Origin of the sequence: Haloferula rosea (assembly GCF_016595525.1) — a bacterium.
In the GTDB taxonomy this organism is placed as follows: Bacteria; Verrucomicrobiota; Verrucomicrobiia; order Verrucomicrobiales; family Akkermansiaceae; genus Haloferula; species Haloferula rosea.
On the sequence record NZ_JAENII010000016.1, the window covers coordinates 1 to 20,006 of the forward strand.

A 20,006-nucleotide genomic window follows, 5' to 3' on the forward strand; every position below is an offset into this window, starting at 1 on the left:
CTGCCCGACCTACGATCCCGCCGATGGCTATGAGATCTCCGGCTTCGTCTGGTTCCAGGGATTCAACGACCTCGTCGACGGCGGCACCTACCCCAACGGGCCCGACGGCACCCGCGACTACTCAAGCTACAGTGATCTGATGGCCACCTTCATCCGCGACGTCCGCAAGGACCTCGACGCTCCCCAGATGCCCTTCGTCATCGGCGTGCTCGGTGTGGGCGGCGTTGAGGCGAACGCCGGCACGCTTGCCTTCCGCAAGGCGATGGCCGCACCCGCGTCCTTGCCGGAGTTCAAGGGCAACGTGGCCGCCATCGAAACCGCCCCCTTCTGGTCGGCGGAGCTCGCCGCCATCGACCAAAAACGCGGCAAGGTAAAGCAGATGGCCCACCTGCTCCGCGTGAAAAACAAGAACACCCCCAACGCCGACGGCTCCATGGACGCCGCGGCGCAAAAGGAATACCTCAAGAAATTCGAGGCCGACCTGATCAGCGAGAAGGAAGCAGCCATCTGGAAACGCGGCGCCTCCAACGCCGGCTACCACTACCTCGGCTGCGCCAAAACCTTCGCCCTCATGGGCCAAGCCTTCGCCGAAGCCAACCTGGAGATGCTGAAGGGGAAGTAGGCAACCAGCCTGATCACCTCCACGTTAGCCAACGTTACTTCTCCTCAGTTCTTGTGCTCGAAAAACGAGACCAACTCCTTCGAGATAAACCCCTTTGATATTTGCACGAGAGCGTTTCGTCATGACGCCGGAAAACCTCGAAGACGAGCGCATCGAATGGTCTTGCTCCTAAAACTGGCTAGCTAAATACAAATCAACTTTCGACTGGATCGAAGCGAACCTCGAGCTACCGAATGAAGACGAAAAGCCTCCATGAATTCATGGAGTTTTCTAACCGGCCAAACTACCGAAAAGCCTTCAAATTCAGCTCCAAACGGGACCGACCTATTTCATGCGCCCATTCCAATGGGCCACCTGTGTTCCCGGTCAACTCGTTACTCATGCACTCGGTTCATATCCACTGTGCAATCGGGGATAGATCCGAATATCCTTGAATGAAACTTGCCGTCTGGTGTCTTCATTAAATGAAGATCCTTCTCATCCTAATTATCGGTTCTCTATCACTTACCCTATCAACCTCAGCTCAAGAGGATAGTGGGAAGCCAGAAAAAGGGGTTGTCGAACTAACAAAGCCGGTTCCAGCCAAGCCGATTCCAGCCAAGCCGATTCCAGCCAAGCCGATTCCAGCCAAGCCGATTCCAGCCAAGCCGATTCCAGCCAAACCGGTTCCAGCCAGGCCAGTCCCAGCCAAACCAGTTCCAGCCAAACCAGTTCCAGCCAAACCAGTTCCAGCCAGGCCAGTTCCAGCCAGGCCAGTTCCAGCCAAGCCAGTTCCAGCCAAGCCAGTTCCAGCCAAGCCAGTTCCAGCCAAGCCAGTTCCAGCCAAGCCGATCCTGAATATAGGCGTCAACGCCAAGGTTCCAACAGACCAACAGGTCTTGCAGAGTCTAAGTCCGGAATTTTCGTGGTCAGTTCGGGGTCCACAAATCCAAGGCCAAAGTTCCCAATTTACCCTCACGATTCTGAGTATTGAGGGGAGCAACAGCCTGCAGGAGGCGTTGAACAACAATCAGGTAGTTTATCAGAAGACCCTTACCAAAGCGAACGCTCTAAATCATAGTGCGACATTTCCTGACCTAACACTGGAAAACAACAAGGCATACATGTGGAGTGTTGCTTGGCGCCGGGGCAATCTGCTCCAGTCGTCCTGGAACCGGTTCGTAGTCACAACCTACGAAATTGGAGACCCAGATTCAGAGGGCCTTCATTCGTGTCACGGCAATCTGGTGAAGCAAAACACTTTTACCACGCAGAACGGTTGGGCGGCCTTCCAGGGAAGCCCGAGTTTCAAAACATCGCAAGGGCATGATGATCCCGGCTACTGTTCCCTGAAAGTCGTCCGCGATCAATCCGACGTCATCATTCATAGGCTTCCACAAGCACTGGAGCAGAATGCACACTATCACTTCCAGTGTTCGGTCAGGACCCAAAAGAATGTCGGCGGCATGCCGCGACTGATGGTCATCGCCTACAATGGAACACTGACGAGCCTAGAGCCGGGGCCAGACACTCAGATTATCGGAAGAAGCGGAAATCTACCAGTCATGAACGAATGGACGAAAATTGAGCTTCACTCATGGAGGGCGCCCAAGGCCTTCCAGAGCATTGCGATTGCTGTCTTTTCCGGAGATGCCAGCACTCCTGCCGGTGAAATCCAATACGCAACTGTAGATCTGGATCGCATCTGCCTCCACAAAATCGACCACGGGGAGTGTGTAACCGAAAGCGAGATCGAAGTCACTGACGGGCAGTATGTGATTCCCGACGAATACCTTAGCACCGGCGGGCAGCAACCCGGACCACCAGTTGAAACGCTTACCGATGAGAACAATGGAAGTGTGAGGGACCTCTACCCAAATGCTGACCTAGGTTCGCTGGACTGGCTTACCACCCTAGAAAACGAGGGCGGCGGCTGCTTCTCTGTGGGAGGTGAGGTTCCCCAAGCGGAAATCGATCAAATCAAGGGAGAGTATGATCAGCGCGAGCTCGATGCGCTGAATCAGGAAACCACAGACATGGATCGGAAGCTCGGTGTGCAATTCAACACGGACACATCCGAGCTTGAGCCAATCGTTCACGAGGTAAATAAGGCCTGTGATCAGGGACACGAACCAAAGCTGGATCCATCCAAACCGTTCGGTGGAAGGGATATCGTCTACATCCATGGTCTGCAAATGAAGGCTCTGCAGGGAAACCTGAAGCCGACTCCAACCTTCCAGGGGAAGTGGCCGCTGGACCGTGAATCCTTCTTCCGAGGGGGGGAGTTCTACGAAGAAGCGGAGGGATACTGGTCACAGCACATCACAAGGGGGCTCGGATCCACTACCAGCCCGAGCAACTCTTATTTGATCGCCACATATTCAGCCAACCAGAGATTGCCCTTCGCCGTCCACGCGGTCCTCACCCAGATCAGCGAGGCGATCCAAGGTTCCAATCAGGGCGTAGTCTGGAAGGCCGGGATGAGTGACAAAAAGTGTTTCGGAGAGAACGGAATCATCATTGTGACGCACTCCACCGGAGGCTTGGTCGCAAGCACAATGTTCGGAATCGCTGAGGCCAGCAGGGGACCCACCAGTCCGGAACGAGAGACCTATGGCAAAGCCTACGAAATCATCGAAAAGGTGGACGGCCAGGTGGGCCTCAACTCCGCCTATCAGGGTAGTCCGATGGCTCCATTCGCCTTGGGTCTGGCCGCCAATGCAGGAATACCCGGCCCAAATACGGTGAGAGGAAAGATCCTGAGGCAGTGGCTGAAATCAGATTTGCAGAACATCGAAAACCTCGGGCCACTTTTCGGATCAATCCTCATCGACTTGGCACCGAGCAATTCAAGGCAGTGGGCGGAACGCTACTACGGTCAGGGAGACAAACCCACCTTGACTCTGTCGAGCGGATTTCCCGGATTGGAAGAAGGCTCCCTGATGACTTGGCCAGGCAAATTCATCGTTCCCAGCTTTGACGACGGAGTGTTATCGGTGGCCAGCCAGAGTGGCAGCAGGCACGCAGCTCCCATGTTCAGGGCGCAGAAGAGTCATCTTCTGATAGATATGGGGGTGCCGAGAGTGTTCAAGAGGACCGCACTAGGTGCCGAAAGAAGGGATGGCCTATTCAGTGGCAAGAAGCACTATGCTGTTGTTCCTTATTATAGTCAAACCGGCATGCTGCAAAGTCAAAGCGTGGAATCGATCCTAACTCCGGTGCAGAACTGGCCAAACCATTACTCGGTGATTCAGACAACCGGCAATCACTTCGACAACGTAAATATGGTATACACGAACGGGAATGATTACGCGGCCACCGCTGATGGCTGTGGCAACTTCGAAGAAAGTTCGGTGGTGACTGATTCCAACGTCTATTCAATCGGGGCTCTCAACTCGGTGTTCCAGAGTCTGACCAACGAACATGTGAGGAAGAAAACATGGGGGCTTCATCTCCCAAGGATCAAAATCTACTTTAGCTGGCAAGGCTGGAGACCAATTATCAGGATTGAAGCGTCTTGGGTCTACAAGGAATTCGTCATCTGGAAAAGGACCTATCATCTTCTCGATGACTACAAGACAAAAATGGGGATGGACTACTTCTATGAGTATGCATTTCGAGATTGATCACCCCCTCGGGAGGCAGTTATTTCAAACTCTCTCGCGTCGGAGGGGGTAGTCCTATATTTCGACCATTAGAAGCTTGGCGGCGGCGGTCGTCTCAGGGGGAACTCAGTGGTCGACCCCGTTTTTCAAGCATTCCTCGGTGAGGGCTTGGGCCGCGGTTGGGTCAGTCTTAACTCGATGAGATCGGATCGGAGACGATGGGCGTGCCTGACAGCCTCTTCACGAACGTCCGCAAGTCTGGGCTGCTCCCTGTCACTGACTCCCTTCACTTTTCAAGATCCTTCTTACGGCGCCTTCGGTTGTCCTTCTTGTTAGGCTTGGAAGGTTTGGCTTCCTTTTGATCAGCAGCATTCGCTTCGTCTGTGGACTGGGCTGGCGTCTTTTTCTGATCCGCTTCTTCCTTCTTCTCCTCGAGCTCCTTTTGTCGGTCCAGATAGGATTTCCCTTCTGTGATCCACTTGGGTGCTTTCTGTTCCTTGAGATAATGTCCGAACCACTCCAGAACACGGTAGTGGTAGTCGACCATGTTCTCGTCCTTGCGCAGTCCATGGTTTTCACCGGGGTAAACGAGCATCACGACATCGTCTTTTCCTGCCCAGCGGGCTGCATTGTACATCTGCACGCCCTGCCCCCAATCGACGGCGCCGTCCTTGTCTCCGAAGGCCATGAGGAGCGGGGTTTCCAAGCTATCCAGACCGTGAATGGGTGAATTGCGCACGTAGTTGTCGACGTGGCGCCAGAAGGGCCTGTCCATGCGTCCTTGCGATTCGGAAAAGATCCGGGCGTTGGGTTGTCCACTGTTCCAGTAAACGCTGGCCGCCATGCTCATCATATTGGTCAAGGGAGCGCCGGCGATGCCTGCTGCGAAGAGGTCGGTTTGGGTGACGATGAAGGTGGTTTGATAGGCGCCCCAGGAATGGCCAATGAGGCCGATCCGGTCCTCGTCGATCATGCCGGTCTTGATGACCTCCTTCACGGCAGGGACGACGCATTCGACGGCGGAAACTCCCGGCTCCTGCGGACGGTAAACAATGTCGGGCTGGAACACGAAATAGCCCTCTGCCGAGTAAACCGTTGGGTTGTAGGGGTGCTTCTCGCTGGGCACGAAGTAACGGTGGAGATTCTGCGAGCGCTCCTCATAGATGTAGACGACCATCGGATACTGCTTGCCCTCTTGATAGTTCGCCGGGTAGGTGAGCATTCCTTGGAGGGCCACGCCGTTCTTGTTGGTGAAGTCCACCAATTCCGAGTGACCCCAATGGTAGTCGCCTTGGAAAGAGTTGGTATCGGTAAGTTTCCGGGCCTTGCGCAGATTTCCGTTGCTCACAAACAAGTCGGGCGATACGTCGCTGGCTTCCTTGGTGAAGATGTAGGTATTGGCTTCTTCGGCCCTGGTCAGGCTGCTGATGGCGCGGTCTTCCCATAGCAGGCGCTCCAGTTTGGCACCCTTCCCGGGCTTCGGGTCGAGGCGCATGCGAGCGTATCCTGACTTCTTGGTTCTCTCGCCATACAGGGCGACGTAGAGCTGATTCTTCGGATGGATGGCCCCTTCATCATCCTCGTGGAAGCTCGCCTGGGAGAGGCGGTGGCGAATCATGTCCTCCGCACCATGGGTGAGCTTCACGGCATTCGATCCGTCGGGAGTGAGCTTCCAGATGTCGAAGCGGTCGTACAGGAGAAATGCCGAGGAATCGTGGAGCCAGACGGCATTTCCGTAAGGGCGCTTCTGTTCGGTGAGTGTGTCGTCTTCCTGATTGGTGAAGTACGTTTCAAGATGCTCGGTGAGGTTGGTGGCCTTCCCCAATTTGACGTCATGAGACCAGACGTGCCCTCCCTTGAGAAACAGGAGGTAGCGACCATTCGGGCTCGAGCTCAATTGATATTTGAGCTGCTCTTCAATGCACTTGCGTTTCCCGGTAGCGGTATCGATCAGGTAGAGATCATAGAGACGGGGGCCAAACATGGCGGCTTGTTCGTGCGGCGTGTAGTCTCTTCCGGTGGCGTGCGTGCCACTGCGCAGGATGCTGGTCTGCTCGGTTAGCTCATTGGTGACTTGAATGAGCTTCCCCTTGTCCAACCACCACACGGCGGAGCGCTCCGGGTTCTTGAGTTTCGCCGCATTTTTCTTCTGCTGCGGCATGATCTCCAGGTCCTTCGAGTGCCAGACTTCAACGTTCGAGTCTTTCTCAAGAGTCTCCCGGAGTGGCTTTGCCGCTGACTCCTTCTGGGCCGGCTTGGGGGACGAAGCGGCCTGCTTTTTCCCCTTTTTGCCGGAGGGCTTCTTCTTGGCATCCTCCTTCTTCTTGGTCTCGGGTTCTGGAGCTGACTTCTTATCGGCGGCTTCCTTGTCTTTCTCTCCCTGACTGGCAGGGCTTGTCTTTTCAGTTGCCGGCCGCTTCTCCCATTCCTTGAGTTCGCAGTAGAGGGCCTTGCCATCTTCGGACCAACTCAGCCCACCTCTTGAGATGTACATCTTCTCGGGAAACGATTTCTCATTCGCATGCTCGTAGCGGAAGGCGAGAGGTTTTCGTCTGTCGAGGTGTCGCCACGCGAGGAGGACATGGGAGACGTCTTCCTTCTCTTCGTGCTTCATTTCCCGCATCACGGCGAGATCCATGGCATCCTTCCGCCAAAGGAGTTCGGCGTACTCTTCCTCGCTGGTCTCCAAGGTTCGTAGTTTGCCATCAGCAGGGTCGTAGACCTGGAGGGCGTTGCTGATCGAAGGGGAGTCGATCACCATGGCGAGTAGGGCACCTTCCGTACTCCAAGCATGGTGGACGACGTTGCCAAAGGTGGTGTCATGACCGGTTTCGAGGTCGCGGACGACGAGGACCTTGCCGGTTTTGCTTTCGGATTCGGGAACGACCTCCATGGCCGCGAAGCGGCTGTCGGCACTGAATGAAAAGGCGCCGATGTGTTCCAGTGAACGGGTCTCGCCATCACTGAGCCGTCTCAATTTCATGGTCTTCCCGGCAGGAGCAGGGGCCTTGTCTCCCGCTTCCTTGAGCTTCTTCAACTCGGCGGGCGATTTGCCAATCGTCACTGCAAACCAAGCGCTGTCCTTGGAGAAAACAGGCCTCTCTCCGTACTTGTAGCTGGCCGAAGCTTCCTTGTTCTTCCCTTTGAGGTGGTAAAGGTGGAGGGACCGTTCTTCATCGACTCGCCGAATCTCACAGGCAAGCCATTTGCCGTTGGGCGAGAGTTTCTGGGTCCCGAGTTTTTCCCACTGACCATAGTCCGCGGCTGTGAGCGGTGCTTGTTGGTTCTCCAGAGTGGCCGCCTTCTCGTCTTGGTTCTTCCCTTTGGACTTGCCGATCTTTTTGGTGGCGACGGGCTGGTCGGAGGTGTCCTCGTTCTGAGCACGAGTCGTGGTGGAAAAGATGGCGAGAGCCAGGAATCCGGGCAGGATGGGACGTACCCAATGGGTCAAGATCATGCAGCTTGTAGGGGTGGGTGAGTCGCTGGATTACTCGAAATCGACCCTTCCTAGAAGCCAGCAATCGTGATTCTTCAAGAGATCGGCGCTGAATCGGTGAGGTCTGGGGCCGTGGTCGGGTCAGTCACCACTCGATGAGGTCGGATCGGAGACGATGGGCGTGCATGGCTGGCTGATCCCTGAGAAGGCGTGACCGACTTTCTTGTCGACCCGGGTTTCGACGGAAAGTTTCTGTCCGGGGTGCGCCAATGCCGTCATGCTTCGTGGGGATGAAGAAGAGATGCTTGTTGATGGGGGTGCTCCTGGCTTCCTGTTCGCGGGAGGAAGCTCCGGTGGTTCGATCCGACGCCGAGGTTCTCCATATGGCGAAGGCTTCGGCAGCGGCAGCTTTCGAACGCCTTTCGGCGGAACTCGGAAAGGCGATGGCCGAGGGTGGTCCGGTGCATGCGATCCCGGTCTGCTCCTCCATGGCGGAAGGCTTGACCGCGGAGGTCGCCGCTGAACACGGCGTGAAAATGGTTCGGCTGAGCGACCGGCCCCGCAACCCGGCGCAGCGAGCCGACGGCGATGACCTGGCTGCCATGGAGGCGATGAAGAGCCATCCGAAACCACAACTCGTCCACAGCGATGATGGTTCCGCGGTGGTGAGGTTGCCGATCGTGCTCAGCAACCCCGTCTGCCTGAAGTGCCACGGTGGCGCCGATGATTTGGATGAGGCAACCCGCGGAGTCCTGAAAGCACTCTACCCGGAAGATCAGGCGAAGGGCTACTCGCTCAATGACCTGCGTGGCATATGGCGGATTGAGGTGCCCGCGGTCGAGTAGCGCTCCATGGGTGACGGAAAACGCCTCGCCGCAGGACTGCCGGCGAGGCGCTGTTGGTTGGAATCGGCAACCGATCAGCGGTTCGCTCTGCCCGGGCCTCCGGGACCCCGTCCCTGGCCTCGTTGACGCCCTTGGCCGTTACCCGGACCTTTTCCCCGCCCGTTTCCCTGCCCCCGGCCCGCGCCGGCCGCTCCGCCCTGACAGCCCTTGCCACAGCCCTGACCCTTGCCCGCTTTGGCGTTGCCTGGGCCGCCCTTTCCACAGTTTTCATCGCAACCACCGCACTCTTGCGGGGAGTTGAGAATCTTGGTGAGGTCTTCCGCTGGCAGGGCCTCCGCGGTGTATTCCCCGCCGCGGCTCGTGAGGTTCCGGTGAAATGCCCGCAGGTGGTTGTTAGAGGCGGCTTCAAGGCTGGCGAGAGCCTCCTTGTGCTCGGGGAAGGCGGTCTGCGCCTGCCTCAGGTCGGCGATGTCGTGGTCCTCGAGTCGAACCCCGACCCGGCAGGCATCGACCTCCGACTTGCTGCCTTCCTTCAGCCACTGGCGGTAGGTTTTGTCGAGGCCCTTGGTGACGAAGCGTCGGTTCTTGGCGGGGGTGGGAATCGCGATCCCTTCGGCCTTGAGGATCTCGGCCATGACTTCGCGATGGTAGGCTTCGGAATGGGGGATGTTCTGCAATGGGCGGATGTCCGGGTGCTTCTCGGCAAGGGCAACGTAGAGGTCGTGAGCAAGCACCTCTTCTTCGTAGAGGCGGACGAGTTGGGACGAATCGGCAGCGGAGGCAACGGTGCTCAGCGCCAGGGCAATCATCAGTGTCTTGGTTTTCATGGTTGTGGATGAGCGTTTCTGAAGCTCGGCCTCTTTCTACCCGGGCGAAGATGTCGCCAAGATGACGGGCGGGAAAAAGTTGGCTTCGATGACCATTCGGGGACGCTGGATCCCACGACCCAATCGAGGGGGCCATCATCATCCCGTCATGTTCACGCTGATTGGATGGAGGCACACGAAGTCCCCATGGGCTGGACCGGTGGATGCCTGGTTTGGCCCGCGGTAAGAGCCAACTCCTGAAACGATGAAGACAAACCGCCTGCCTCCTTTCACCCTCGCCCTTGCTGTCTCGGTCGGAACGGCACTCGGCCAGCACCAAACGACGGCGCTTGATGAGCCTCATGTGGGCGGAACGATTCCCTACACGGTCGACATTCAAGAGATCTCGCTCGCACCAGCAGCTCAACCCAGTTTGCACTCGGTCGCGGCGGCGGAGTGGAATGGTGAGTGGGTGCTTCTGGCAGGGCGTACCAATGGCCTGCACGGCATGACGGGGATGAACGCATTCGATCCACTCTACGAAAACCGTGAGGTCTGGGTGATCAACCCGGCAACCCATCAATCGTGGCACAAGTCCTTGGAGACTTCGGCTGCCAGTGGCTTGAGCCAGGATCAGGTCGACAGTCTTTCCTGTGTGAACTCCCAGTTCCATCAGGACGGCGAAACCCTCGTGATCGTGGGTGGCTATGGATACAAGCGGTCTGTGGCCGACCACCGCACCTACGATACACTGAGCGCGATCGATCTCCCGGGTTTGGTGGGCTGGGTAAAGCAAGCTGCCGGGACAGAGACGAGTCTCGCCAGCGATCACATCAAACAAACCGCGGATGCCTACTTTCAGGTCACCGGTGGTTCGCTGGAGAAAATCGGAGATGAATACCAACTCGTTTTCGGCCAGAACTACAACGGTCGCTACCGCCCGAACTTCAATGGCGTTTACACGCGACAAGTCAGGCGCTTCACCATGACTCTCGATGCCTCCGGCCAGCCGGTGATCCCTGCCGGGTCGAAGGTCCCGACAGGCCCTGCCGATGCCTACCGACGCCGGGACCTGAACGTGGTGCCGATCGTAGAGCGTGTCGGTCCCGGGCTGTTCGAGGAGAAAGTGGTGGCGCTTTCGGGGGTCTTCACGCCGGACAACGGGGTCTGGACCGTGCCTGTGCTGATCGAGGCAGGCGGCGTGGTAAGCATGGATGATCCACTGGCCCCAGCGTCACTGCAGCAGGCCTTTCAGATCTATCACTGTGCGAAGGCATCCCTCTTCGATCGGGTCACGGGTGAAAGTCATATCCTGCTCTTCGGGGGAATCACCGTGCTTGAGCGCGATCTGGCAACGGGCACCTTCATTCGTGATGACCAGGCGCCGTTCACCAATCAATGCTCGTTGGTGGTGAGGCGGGCGGATGGGTCGTTCACCCAACACTGGCTTCCAACACGGTTTCCGCTGATCACGAGCAATGATCTCGAAATCCGCTTCGGGGCCAATGCGGAGTTCTTCCCGGCGGAGAACCTGAAGCAGATCGCCCGGAAAGTACTAGATCTGTCAGAATTGGATGAACCGACGGTGATCGGCCACATCCATGGCGGACTCGTGGCGGATGCCGGGAACGGAGGAAACACCGGATCATCCGGCAGGGTCTTCCAGGTGACACTGGTGCCGACGGCTGCCTCGGCTCCACCGCTCCGCATTTCCGAGGACGCGACCGAACTCAGCTGGGATGTGGGGGTGGGCGGAGATGTCTTTCTCCTCGAGGATTCCGGGACCTTGGAATCCTGGGATGAACTCGCCACCGGTCTGACAAGCAGTCCATTCACCCTTGGGTCACCGTTGGCTCGTCGCCATTTCTTCCGCCTTCGTTCCTCCACACCCGTCAGCCCGTGACAAAAATCCTCTTGAAGCCGCCCGTAGAGACTGCGGGAATCCAATGACCTATGCGTGTTCTCGTTGTCGAAGATTCCGCCCGACTCCGTGCAGCCGTGGTGAAAGCACTGCGCCGCACCGGGTATGTCGTCGATGAGGCGGACAACGGCGAGGACGGGCTGTGGCGGGCGAGGGAGTTCAGCTACGACGCGGTGGTGCTGGATCTGATGCTGCCCAAGCTCGACGGGCTGGAAGTGCTGGCAACCCTCCGCAAGGAAGAGAACCGCACCCCGGTGCTCTTGCTGACGGCTCGCAACACCGTGGAAGACCGCGTGGCCGGACTGCGGAGCGGGGCGGATGACTATCTGGGGAAACCCTTCGCCCTGGAAGAGCTGCTTGCCCGCGTGGATGTGATGTGCCGACGCCATTTCGACCATCCTTCCACCGTCTTGAGGGTCGGGGACCTGGAGGTGGATACGGATCGGAAACGGGCGACTCGCGGTGGGCACCCGCTTGACCTAACAGCACGGGAATACCGCCTGCTCGAGGTGCTCGCATTTCAACCCGGGAAGGTCATGAGCCGCACCGAAATGGAAACCCATCTCTACGATGAGCTTTCCCCACCGATGAGCAATGTGGTGGATGCCACCGTGTATCAACTGCGTCGGAAGCTTGGCGCAGCCGGGAGCGGAACCCCGCTGATCCACACCCGGCGCGGTCAGGGATATCTGTTTGAGGAGCCATCATGAAATCAATCCGCAGACGTTTGACGGGATGGTTCCTCGCGGGCCTCGCCCTGCTTTGGCTTGGCGCGGGTGCCAGCGTGTACTGGTCGTATCGTGCCGGGCTGATGGCCGGATTGGAATCGGAACTGCAAACGCTCTGTCGGCAGGTCCGATCGACAGGAAGCATGGGGGGCGGCGGCGGGCCCGGTCGCGGCGGCCCGGGTCGCGGCGGTCCGCCGATGCCGTCCGCACAGCAATTGATGGAAGTGCTCGGGCCGGGTGTCTATTGGCAGATCTGGCAGGCAACAGGAGATGAAAGTTCACGTTCTCCATCCCTTTCCAACGATCTACCGAGAATCGATGAAGGACGCTCCGAGGTCATCACGCTGGAGGACGGCACCAGGGCCATGTGCACGAGCCATCAGTTCGGGATGGGACGCGGGGGGCAGTTCGTCAGCGTGGCAAGGCCTCTCGATGAAGTGAACGAAAAGCTGGCTCGTCTTTTGTGGATGATGGCCCTGACGGGATTGGGCAGTGCCGCCCTGGCGTGGTTCTGGGTACGCTTCGTGGTGAAGGACGGGCTCGCTCCGCTGCGCCGGATCGCCGACGAAACGGAGAAAATCGACGTCGCTTCGCTCCGTGATCGCTTCGACGAACGGGGGCTTCCTCTCGAGCTTCAGCCGATCGTGCGGCGGCTCAACGAGCTGCTGGTAAGAATGGAGACCAGTTTCACTCGCGAGCAGCGATTCAGTGCGGATCTAGCGCACGAGATGCGCACGCCGATCGCGGAGGCCAAGATGATCGCGGAGACGGCGGTCAAGTGGCCGGACGAGGGCGGTCCGGATGCGTGGAAGGATATCATGGCCTCTGTGGAGCGCATGGAATCCGTGGTCCAATCGATGCTCCAGCTGGCACGGATCGAGAGGGAATCCCCGCAGCGAACCGGCACGAGCTTTCCACTTCATCCATTGATTGAAGAGTGCTGGTCGGACCATGCCGGCCTCGCGGCGAATCGCGGTGTGACCATTCGAGTGGAGACCGCCATGGAGCAAACCCTCGAGGGGGATCGCGCATGGTGGATTCATCTGCTGGGTAACTTGCTGGGCAACGCTGCCAACTACGCGGACAAGAACAGCGAAGTTGTCGTATCCGAGGGGCGAGCGAGTGAAGAAGCCGTCCTCTCCGTCCGGAATTCAGCGAGCCAGCTTGATGAAGAGGCCGTGCCTCATCTCTTCGATCGCTTCTGGCGGGCGGATCAGGTTCGTGGGGAAAGCGAACATTCCGGGTTGGGTCTCGCTCTGGCGCAGGCTTGTGCAGACGCCATGGGTTTGCGCATCGAAGCCTCCATCCTTCCGGGTTCGATCCTGGAGATGAGGGTGGTGCAGCAGTGATCCCCCGACATCCACTTCTTCCAGCGCTTCCTCGGCGAGCAGCCACTTTCCACCCCGACGGAAGGGTCGGTTCCATTTGGAGGAGTCACTGCCTCAAACACGGCGTTGGCCCGACGCTCAAGTCCGCCAGTGCTCCCGGCGTGACGCAGCTTCTTCCCTATCCGGCACCCACCATGCGAATATCATTGATAACGACGAAACGTTTCTTACGTTTGGGTTGGGACTATCTTCACGGCGCAGAGGTCGTCATTTCTGCCCCTTCCTCACATGACCCTTCATCGAATCACCTTCGTGATCATTGGCGTGACTGCGATGCCGCTGGCCGCAGTCGACCAAGAATCGCAGCCAAGTGGTGGAAGTCTGAGCAGCATTTCCGAAGGCGGATTCGAGTTCCCCGCCCTTTCGCCGGGCACATTCGCGTACCAACCGGATGGGGCCGCGTGGTCCTTCAGTGGCTCCACCGGCATCTCCAGGGACAACAGCGCTTTCACTTCCGGCAACCCGATCGCGCCGGAAGGACAGCAGGTTCTGTTTCTTCAGGATGGCACCGGAAATTTCGTCGAACAAACCTTCACCTTCGGGCCGGGCACCTTCCGCCTCCACCTGAAGGCAGCCCAACGCGCCAATGTCAACCAGGCCGGGCAAACCTTTCGCGTCCTCCTCGACGGACAGGAGATTTCGCAGCATACCCCGAAGGACACCAACTACGCCGACATGGTGACAAGCACCTTCACGGTCACTGGTGGTCCACACACCATCCGCCTCGAAGGACTCAATCCCCTGGGTGGAGACAACACCGCCTTCATCGATGACCTCCAGCTGGAACATCTCGGCAACCCTCTCCTCTGGTCCAGTCCTTCCACATGGATCAGTGGCTCCGTTCCCGGGCCCGGCGACGATGTCACCATCCCAGCCGGATCCTTCGTTCTCTTCGATCAAACCTCCACCGTCCGAAGTCTCACGGTCAACGGTGCCCTTTTGATCGACAGCCAGAATCTCACACTCGACTCCGACTGGGTGATGGTCGGCGGCCTCTTTCAGTGCGGCACAGCTGCCAGCCCTCATCTCGAGGACTTCACCCTCACCCTCACGGGGCTCTCCAGCGAATCCGTCGGCGCGATGGGCGGGAAGTTCTTCGGCATCATGCCGGGAGGCCGAGCAGACGTCCACGGCATCGAAAAACTGAGCTGGACCCAGCTTGGTGCCACCGCCGAAGCCGGAGCAACCGACATCACATTGAAGGAGCCTGTGGACTGGAGCACCGGCGACGAGATCATCATCGCATCCACGGATTTCGATGCTCATCAGGCTGAAAAGCGAACCATCACCTCGGTGGATCCGGACGGACTCACCATCAACTTCAGCAGTGGCCTTTCCTACATGCACTGGGGCACCCTCCAGCACTACGACGATGGCACCGACCTCCACACTCTCGACGAACGCGCCGAGGTCGGACTGCTTTCCCGCAACATCCTCATCCAGGGAAATGCTGCTTCAGAAAGCGACGGCTTCGGAGGACACCTCATGGCCATGCCCGGATCCGAAGTGTACTTCGACAGTGTCGAGCTCTACCGCCTTGGTCAGAAGTCCATCCTCGCCCGCTATCCCTTCCACTGGCACAACGCCGGAAATGTGGCGGGGCAGTACCTCAAGAACTGTGGCATTCATCGTTCCTTCAATCGCGTCGTCACGGTGCACAATACCGACAACGCCCTCATCGAAGGGAATGTCGGCTACGATCACATCGGACATGGATTCTTTCTCGAGGACGGAGGCGAAGTCGGAAACATGTTCCGCCGCAACCTCGGCATCCTCACGCGCAAACCCACTCCCGGCGAAGAAGTCCGGCCCCACGACCTCGCCATCGATGGCGACTTCGTCAAACTGCCCTCCACCTTCTGGATCACGAACCCCAGCAACCATTTCATCGACAACGCGGCGGCGGGTTCCGAAGGATCCGGCTTCTGGATGGTGATCCTCGACGCACCGGTCGGCAGCTACTCTGGCCCCGCGATGAGACCCGGTAGAATGCCCATGGGGACCTTCACGGGAAACCGGAGTCATTCCAACAGCTTCTCCAGCTTTGCCATCGACGGCGGCATCGACGCCACCACCCACGAACTCAGCAGCGGCCACTACAGACCTCGTAGCGATCCATTCAACGGAGGCTCCCCGATCGTCATCCCCGAGATCCGCGATTTCACCGGCTTCAAGTGTCGCGACCGCTGCCTCTGGTTCCGCGCCGATTCCATCAACCTCTACGACTGCGCCCTTGCCGACAACGGCCGCTCGACCTTCTTCGCCTACAACCAGGTCCTCCACGATTCCCTGATCGTCGGTCGCAGCGCCAACATCGGCAATCCCCAGACGGCTACCGAACTCTCCTACGGCTACTCACTCCCGCTTCCCTCCCGCCGCACCCAGATGCGGGGCCACAGTATCTATGACGGCCCCTGCGGTATCGTGAACGTCCACTTTGCCGGCTTCGACGACATCGACCCCGCCCTCCAAACCAACGGTGCCGCCCAGAAGAGCACCGTCCACTTCGCCGAAGGCATCACCTTCGACCCCGCCATCTCCTTTGCCAACAAGGTCGACTTCACGCCCGCCGCGTGGCGGGACTACATGTGGAGTTCCGGTCTTATCGACCGCGATGGCAGCATCACCGGCACACCCGGCACCCGCCTCACCCCGGACATCCCGGACAACTACTCCGGTCGTCTCACCGAGGACTTCAACCGGGAAGCCTCCGCGACCCTCGTCCCGGAATGGGGGGCCTGGCTCTGCCCTAACGAACACTACGGCCTCCTCCGCCTCGACAACAGGTGGCCTCAGTATTCCGGCACGCCCATCTATGCCCACCGCTCCGACGGACCCGCCGCCTACAACCAACAGACCTACGACTGGTACAGTCAGAACGCGGTCATCGTGAACTCTCCCCTCAACTACCGCTTCCAGTATCTGGAAATCGCCAATCGCATCGATGTGAATCTCCGTTTCGTCGACGACGGCGACGAACTCATCGCGGTCTTTCCGAACATGCCCGCTCACACCTACGTCTATCGGAACAATTTCTCCACCCCCCTTCCCACCGCCTCCAGCCTCAGCGACCTCGAATCATCAACCACCGAGAAGTTCTGGTTCCGCGACAACACCCTCCATGTAAAGCTCATCGGCGACAATGGCGGCTACAACCCTCAATTTGGAAACGACTTCAGCTCGCGCAGCTCCAGCATCCGCCTCTGCCAATTCTCCGGCGGGGCCAATTCCTCCGGCCGCACCGACCGCGTGACCCTTGCCGACTTCGAGATGGGCGTCGACAACCGCGGCTCCGCCACTTCTCCCGATGGACTGACCGTCTCCCCCGTCATCGCCACCAGCTCTGGCCCGGGCACTGGTCCGTTCGACGCCACCGACGACCGAATCGCGTGGACCGTCACCAGCGACGGCGACGGGCTCGATGAAGTCGCTGAGTATCGACTGAATTTTCCCCGCCAGATCTGGGCCGACTACGACGCCATGAACCTTTCGTTTAGCGGCCCCCGTTCAGAGATCCTCGTCGTCGACCAAAGTGAAGGCGAGTTTTCCATCGGTGTTTTTGATCCCACTGACAGCGACAACATCCGCCTCGGATCGATCGCTCCCCCCGGTTCGCTCGACGAAGTCGTGGGGCTCGTCATTCGCTGCCGCGAAAGCGATTGGAGTTCCCTCGGGTCGTCCCTTCCTCAAACCATCGAGCTGCTCCAGATCGAGTTGATCCACTCGTCCTCCGCTCCTTACAGCGTTTCATTTTCCCCCGACCTCGATAACGACGGCATTCTCAACGTCGATGAACCTCCCGGCGACCTCGACGGCGACGGACTCAACAACGAGGAGGACACCGACTCCGATGGCGACAACAAACGAGATGATTGGGAGCTTGCCCGGGGACGCGATCCCTACCACCCCATCGATCTCGGCTTCGAATTCGAGACCGACCTCGAAGGATTCTCCAATCACAATACTCAACTATCAAACCTTCAGGCAAACGGCGGATTTCTGACCACGGTCACCACCGGTGGTGACGGCTACTTCTGGCAGGATGGATTCCACTTCCCCGGCAGCTCCGTCCCCGCGATTCACGTCAAGATGCGCTCCAGCAAATCAGGTAGCCTCCAGTGCTACTGGGCTCGCCTTGGTGCCCCGAACTTCAGCGAATCACGAATTATCTCACAAAGCTATAGTCCTTCCGACACCTGGCAGTTGGTCACCCTCGACCATGCCGGACACTCCGAATGGAACGACGAAACGATCAGCAGTCTACGCTTCGACCCCATCAACAAGGCATCCGCCACGGTCGAGATCGACTGGATCCGCTCCAGCGATGGTGACATGGATCAGGACGGTATTCCCGACGCCACCGAAGGCACCGCCGACCCGGATGGTGACGGACTCTTCAACCTCGAAGATCCCGATTCCGACAACGACGGTGCACTCGACAAGGTCGAGAACCTTTACGGTCGCAATCCCTATGCAGACGACGAGAGCAGCATCGACTCCGACGGCGACGGCCAAACCGATCTTGAGGAAATGATCGCAGGGCATCATCCGGACGATGCCAGCGACTCCCTGAAGATCCATCTCACCACGCATGGAAGCGGGCCCAGCGCCTTCTGCCGTATCCACCTCGAGGGCAAAGCGGGACGCCTCTACCATCTCGAAGCCAGCGCTGATCTCTCGGCAGGTAACTGGAGTTCCGTCCGAACGATTTCCCCGTCCTCAAGTGACTCCCCGATCACCATCGATGATACCGAACTCATCGGTGATCATTCCCGGCGTTTCCTCCGCGTTGTCGTCTCCCATCCTGCCCCGTGAAGTCGACCCACAAAGGGGACGGTTTTCGAAATTCAAGGGTTCAAGTCACCCGGACCGGAAACCCATCGTCCTCGTTTGGCCAGTTCCAGAAACCATGGGCCCCGAAGATCAACTCCGACCAAACCCATCAGGAAGGCAGCCATGCAGAGTCCCTCTTCGCAGCGCATGGCGTTGATGGTGGGGTAGTTGGCAAGACGCTTGAAGACACACGGTGCTCCCCCGTTGCGGCCTTCAGGAATCCTTCGCGAAACTCTCAAGGAAGGGAATCCCGTTTCCCCGGCATTCGGAGACATTTGCTCGATCTTCCTTGGGCCCCGACCCGACAGGGCCATCCGGAGGTCCCGGTCGACCGGGGAGTCATCCGTGGGTGATTTTCTCAGACCATTCCATCAATTGTCGCTTGCGAATTGTTCTTCCCGGCCGAAATCAAAGGGCGGTCAGGGATTCTTCGCAATCCTCGCTCCGAAGCAAAAGCCCACATGTATCAACCACATCTCGAACATGACCCATTGCTTCATCCACGCCTCACGGCGACTCTCCATCACCCGAGGCTTCATCAATCGGAGCCCGATGTTTCGGCGCATTCAGCACTCACGTCGCGCCACGACTGACGAACTGGTTCTCGCGGCCAAGGCCGCGGTGCGGAGCGGGCGCATGCGTCCCGGCGATCCATTTCCGACACCGGAAGAAATTTCGGATCTCTCGGGCGCCACACTCGCTGACAGCCTGAACGTCGTGATCGCGCTGATGAAGGACGGCGCCATCCGGCAGGATCGATCCGGCTATCTCACCGTAGCTCCTCCGGAGCCGGTCTGAGGACACGCTGTCGCCAGAAGTCGATCGGACCGGGGGTCGTAGTCGCGCTAAGGCATTGACCCATCCCGTTCGTTCCTTCTCATTCTCTGGGGTATGCGGTGTGCAATATTCCTCCTCCTGCTAGGCAACGCGTCGCTCCATGGCGGCACCGTAGCCCACTATCGCTTCGAAAACGACTACACGGACTCCAGTGGCAATGGCCTCGACGGCGCGGGCAACGGTGCGCTCGCCTTCGACTCCAACGTCGCGGCGAGCGATGACGCGGGATCCAGCGCCCTGAATGCGACGGCGGATTTTGATTACGTCTCCGTTTCCCACAACGCGGCATTCGAACTGCAGACCTTCACGCTTGAAGCCTTCGTGAGGGTCCCCACCCAGTATACCAACACCGTCGGCACGGTCGGGCCCAACAGCCAGTACATCGCCCACAAGCTTCGATCCACGAGCAGTGGTTCGTTCCTCTCCTCCTACGGGATCAGTGTCGACCAGTCCTCCTCTGCGGGATCGAACCTGCAGCCCGGTGCGGTCCGTGCCACCATCGCCCTGAGCACCGGGGGCATCTCCCTGACCAGCAATGCTGCAATCAATGACAATGCCTGGCACCATGTCGCACTCACCTTCAGCGGGACCGTCGCCACCCTGTACGTGGATGGACGGGTCGAGGATGTGATCGGCGGCCTCGGCGGCAGCGTCCTTCATGGCGACGCACCCTTTCTCGTCGGTTCCGGGAACTTCGCCGGATCCACCAGCGTCTTTCGGCGGAACCTCGACGGCTGGGTCGATGAAGTTCGCCTCACCAATACGACCCTCAGCCCCTCAGAGTTTCTGGTCGTGCCAGAGCCGTCAACCGCACTGCTCGGATGTCTCGGATTGGCGGGATTGCTGCTTCGCCGGCGGTGACTGGGATCCTGCGGCAGATGATGCGTTCACGGGCGCCACTCTCCCGTCCTTGATCGTCCGCCACTTGGCAAACTGGGTTCCAGATCAGTCCCGAAAGACACGTCCGTGGAGGAGCCCGGAAGGAGCAGCCCATTTTCAAGCACGG

Annotated in this window: 12 protein-coding genes; 9 read left to right on the plus strand and 3 right to left on the minus strand. The window is 58.8% G+C overall.

The window, feature by feature from the left end; all coding sequences use genetic code 11:
• Nucleotides 1–622 (plus strand): sialate O-acetylesterase (locus JIN81_RS16765; RefSeq protein ID WP_234045138.1); only part of this gene is annotated, 622 nt, incomplete at its 5' end.
• A gap of 464 nt (nucleotides 623–1,086) precedes the next feature.
• The gene (locus tag JIN81_RS16770; RefSeq protein ID WP_200282603.1) at nucleotides 1,087–4,227 is read left to right on the plus strand and encodes a hypothetical protein; all 3,141 of its coding nucleotides are present in this window, start codon (nucleotides 1,087–1,089) and stop codon (nucleotides 4,225–4,227) included.
• A gap of 265 nt (nucleotides 4,228–4,492) precedes the next feature.
• On the opposite strand, the gene JIN81_RS16775 is transcribed toward JIN81_RS16770, so the two are convergent.
• Together JIN81_RS16775 and JIN81_RS16780 are read right to left on the minus strand one after the other, a co-directional pair.
• Entirely contained in the window at nucleotides 4,493–7,657 is a 3,165-nt protein-coding gene (locus JIN81_RS16775; protein WP_234045147.1) for a S9 family peptidase, read from the minus strand.
• Nucleotides 7,658–7,783: 126 nt separating this feature from the next.
• A complete protein-coding gene (locus JIN81_RS16780) occupies nucleotides 7,784–7,921 on the minus strand; it encodes a hypothetical protein (RefSeq protein ID WP_200282610.1) in 138 nt (45 codons plus the stop codon).
• Between the two features lie 11 nt (nucleotides 7,922–7,932).
• Between JIN81_RS16780 and JIN81_RS16785 the strand changes: the two genes are divergently transcribed.
• Nucleotides 7,933–8,487 (plus strand): Tll0287-like domain-containing protein, encoded by a 555-nt coding sequence (locus tag JIN81_RS16785; protein WP_200282613.1) that lies wholly within the window; start codon nucleotides 7,933–7,935, stop codon nucleotides 8,485–8,487.
• Nucleotides 8,488–8,561: 74 nt separating this feature from the next.
• On the opposite strand, the gene JIN81_RS16790 is transcribed toward JIN81_RS16785, so the two are convergent.
• Nucleotides 8,562–9,314 carry a DUF2202 domain-containing protein gene (locus JIN81_RS16790; protein WP_200282617.1) on the minus strand — a complete coding sequence of 251 codons (753 nt, stop codon included), beginning with the start codon at nucleotides 9,312–9,314 and terminating at the stop codon, nucleotides 8,562–8,564.
• 244 nt (nucleotides 9,315–9,558) lie between these two features.
• On the opposite strand from JIN81_RS16790, the gene JIN81_RS16795 reads away from it, so the two are divergent.
• From JIN81_RS16795 to JIN81_RS16820, 6 genes are all read left to right on the plus strand, one after another.
• A complete protein-coding gene (locus JIN81_RS16795) occupies nucleotides 9,559–11,196 on the plus strand; it encodes a hypothetical protein (protein ID WP_200282620.1) in 1,638 nt (545 codons plus the stop codon).
• Between the two features lie 50 nt (nucleotides 11,197–11,246).
• Entirely contained in the window at nucleotides 11,247–11,924 is a 678-nt protein-coding gene (locus tag JIN81_RS16800) for a response regulator transcription factor (protein ID WP_200282623.1), read from the plus strand.
• Entirely contained in the window at nucleotides 11,921–13,291 is a 1,371-nt protein-coding gene (locus tag JIN81_RS16805) for an ATP-binding protein (protein ID WP_200282626.1), read from the plus strand. The genes JIN81_RS16800 and JIN81_RS16805 overlap by 4 nt, the downstream gene beginning before the upstream one ends.
• A gap of 267 nt (nucleotides 13,292–13,558) precedes the next feature.
• Nucleotides 13,559–18,145, plus strand: coding sequence for a G8 domain-containing protein (locus JIN81_RS16810; RefSeq protein WP_200282629.1), 4,587 nt, complete (start codon nucleotides 13,559–13,561; stop codon nucleotides 18,143–18,145).
• Nucleotides 18,146–18,715: 570 nt separating this feature from the next.
• A complete protein-coding gene (locus tag JIN81_RS16815) occupies nucleotides 18,716–18,961 on the plus strand; it encodes a hypothetical protein (RefSeq protein WP_200282631.1) in 246 nt (81 codons plus the stop codon).
• 93 nt (nucleotides 18,962–19,054) lie between these two features.
• The gene (locus tag JIN81_RS16820) at nucleotides 19,055–19,861 is read left to right on the plus strand and encodes a LamG domain-containing protein (RefSeq protein ID WP_200282771.1); all 807 of its coding nucleotides are present in this window, start codon (nucleotides 19,055–19,057) and stop codon (nucleotides 19,859–19,861) included.
• Nucleotides 19,862–20,006 lie beyond the last annotated feature (145 nt).

What these genes read in the sequence shown, in the direction of transcription:
- JIN81_RS16795 (WP_200282620.1), top strand. Translation starts at nt 9,559, where the DNA reads ATGAAGACAAACCGCCTGCCTCCTTTCACCCTCGCCCTTGCTGTCTCG.
- JIN81_RS16790 (WP_200282617.1), bottom strand. Translation starts at nt 9,314, where the DNA reads ATGAAAACCAAGACACTGATGATTGCCCTGGCGCTGAGCACCGTTGCC.
- JIN81_RS16805 (WP_200282626.1), top strand. Translation starts at nt 11,921, where the DNA reads ATGAAATCAATCCGCAGACGTTTGACGGGATGGTTCCTCGCGGGCCTC.
- JIN81_RS16780 (WP_200282610.1), bottom strand. Translation starts at nt 7,921, where the DNA reads ATGACGGCATTGGCGCACCCCGGACAGAAACTTTCCGTCGAAACCCGG.
- JIN81_RS16810 (WP_200282629.1), top strand. Translation starts at nt 13,559, where the DNA reads ATGACCCTTCATCGAATCACCTTCGTGATCATTGGCGTGACTGCGATG.
- JIN81_RS16770 (WP_200282603.1), top strand. Translation starts at nt 1,087, where the DNA reads ATGAAGATCCTTCTCATCCTAATTATCGGTTCTCTATCACTTACCCTA.
- JIN81_RS16800 (WP_200282623.1), top strand. Translation starts at nt 11,247, where the DNA reads ATGCGTGTTCTCGTTGTCGAAGATTCCGCCCGACTCCGTGCAGCCGTG.
- JIN81_RS16785 (WP_200282613.1), top strand. Translation starts at nt 7,933, where the DNA reads ATGAAGAAGAGATGCTTGTTGATGGGGGTGCTCCTGGCTTCCTGTTCG.
- JIN81_RS16820 (WP_200282771.1), top strand. Translation starts at nt 19,055, where the DNA reads ATGCGGTGTGCAATATTCCTCCTCCTGCTAGGCAACGCGTCGCTCCAT.
- JIN81_RS16815 (WP_200282631.1), top strand. Translation starts at nt 18,716, where the DNA reads ATGTTTCGGCGCATTCAGCACTCACGTCGCGCCACGACTGACGAACTG.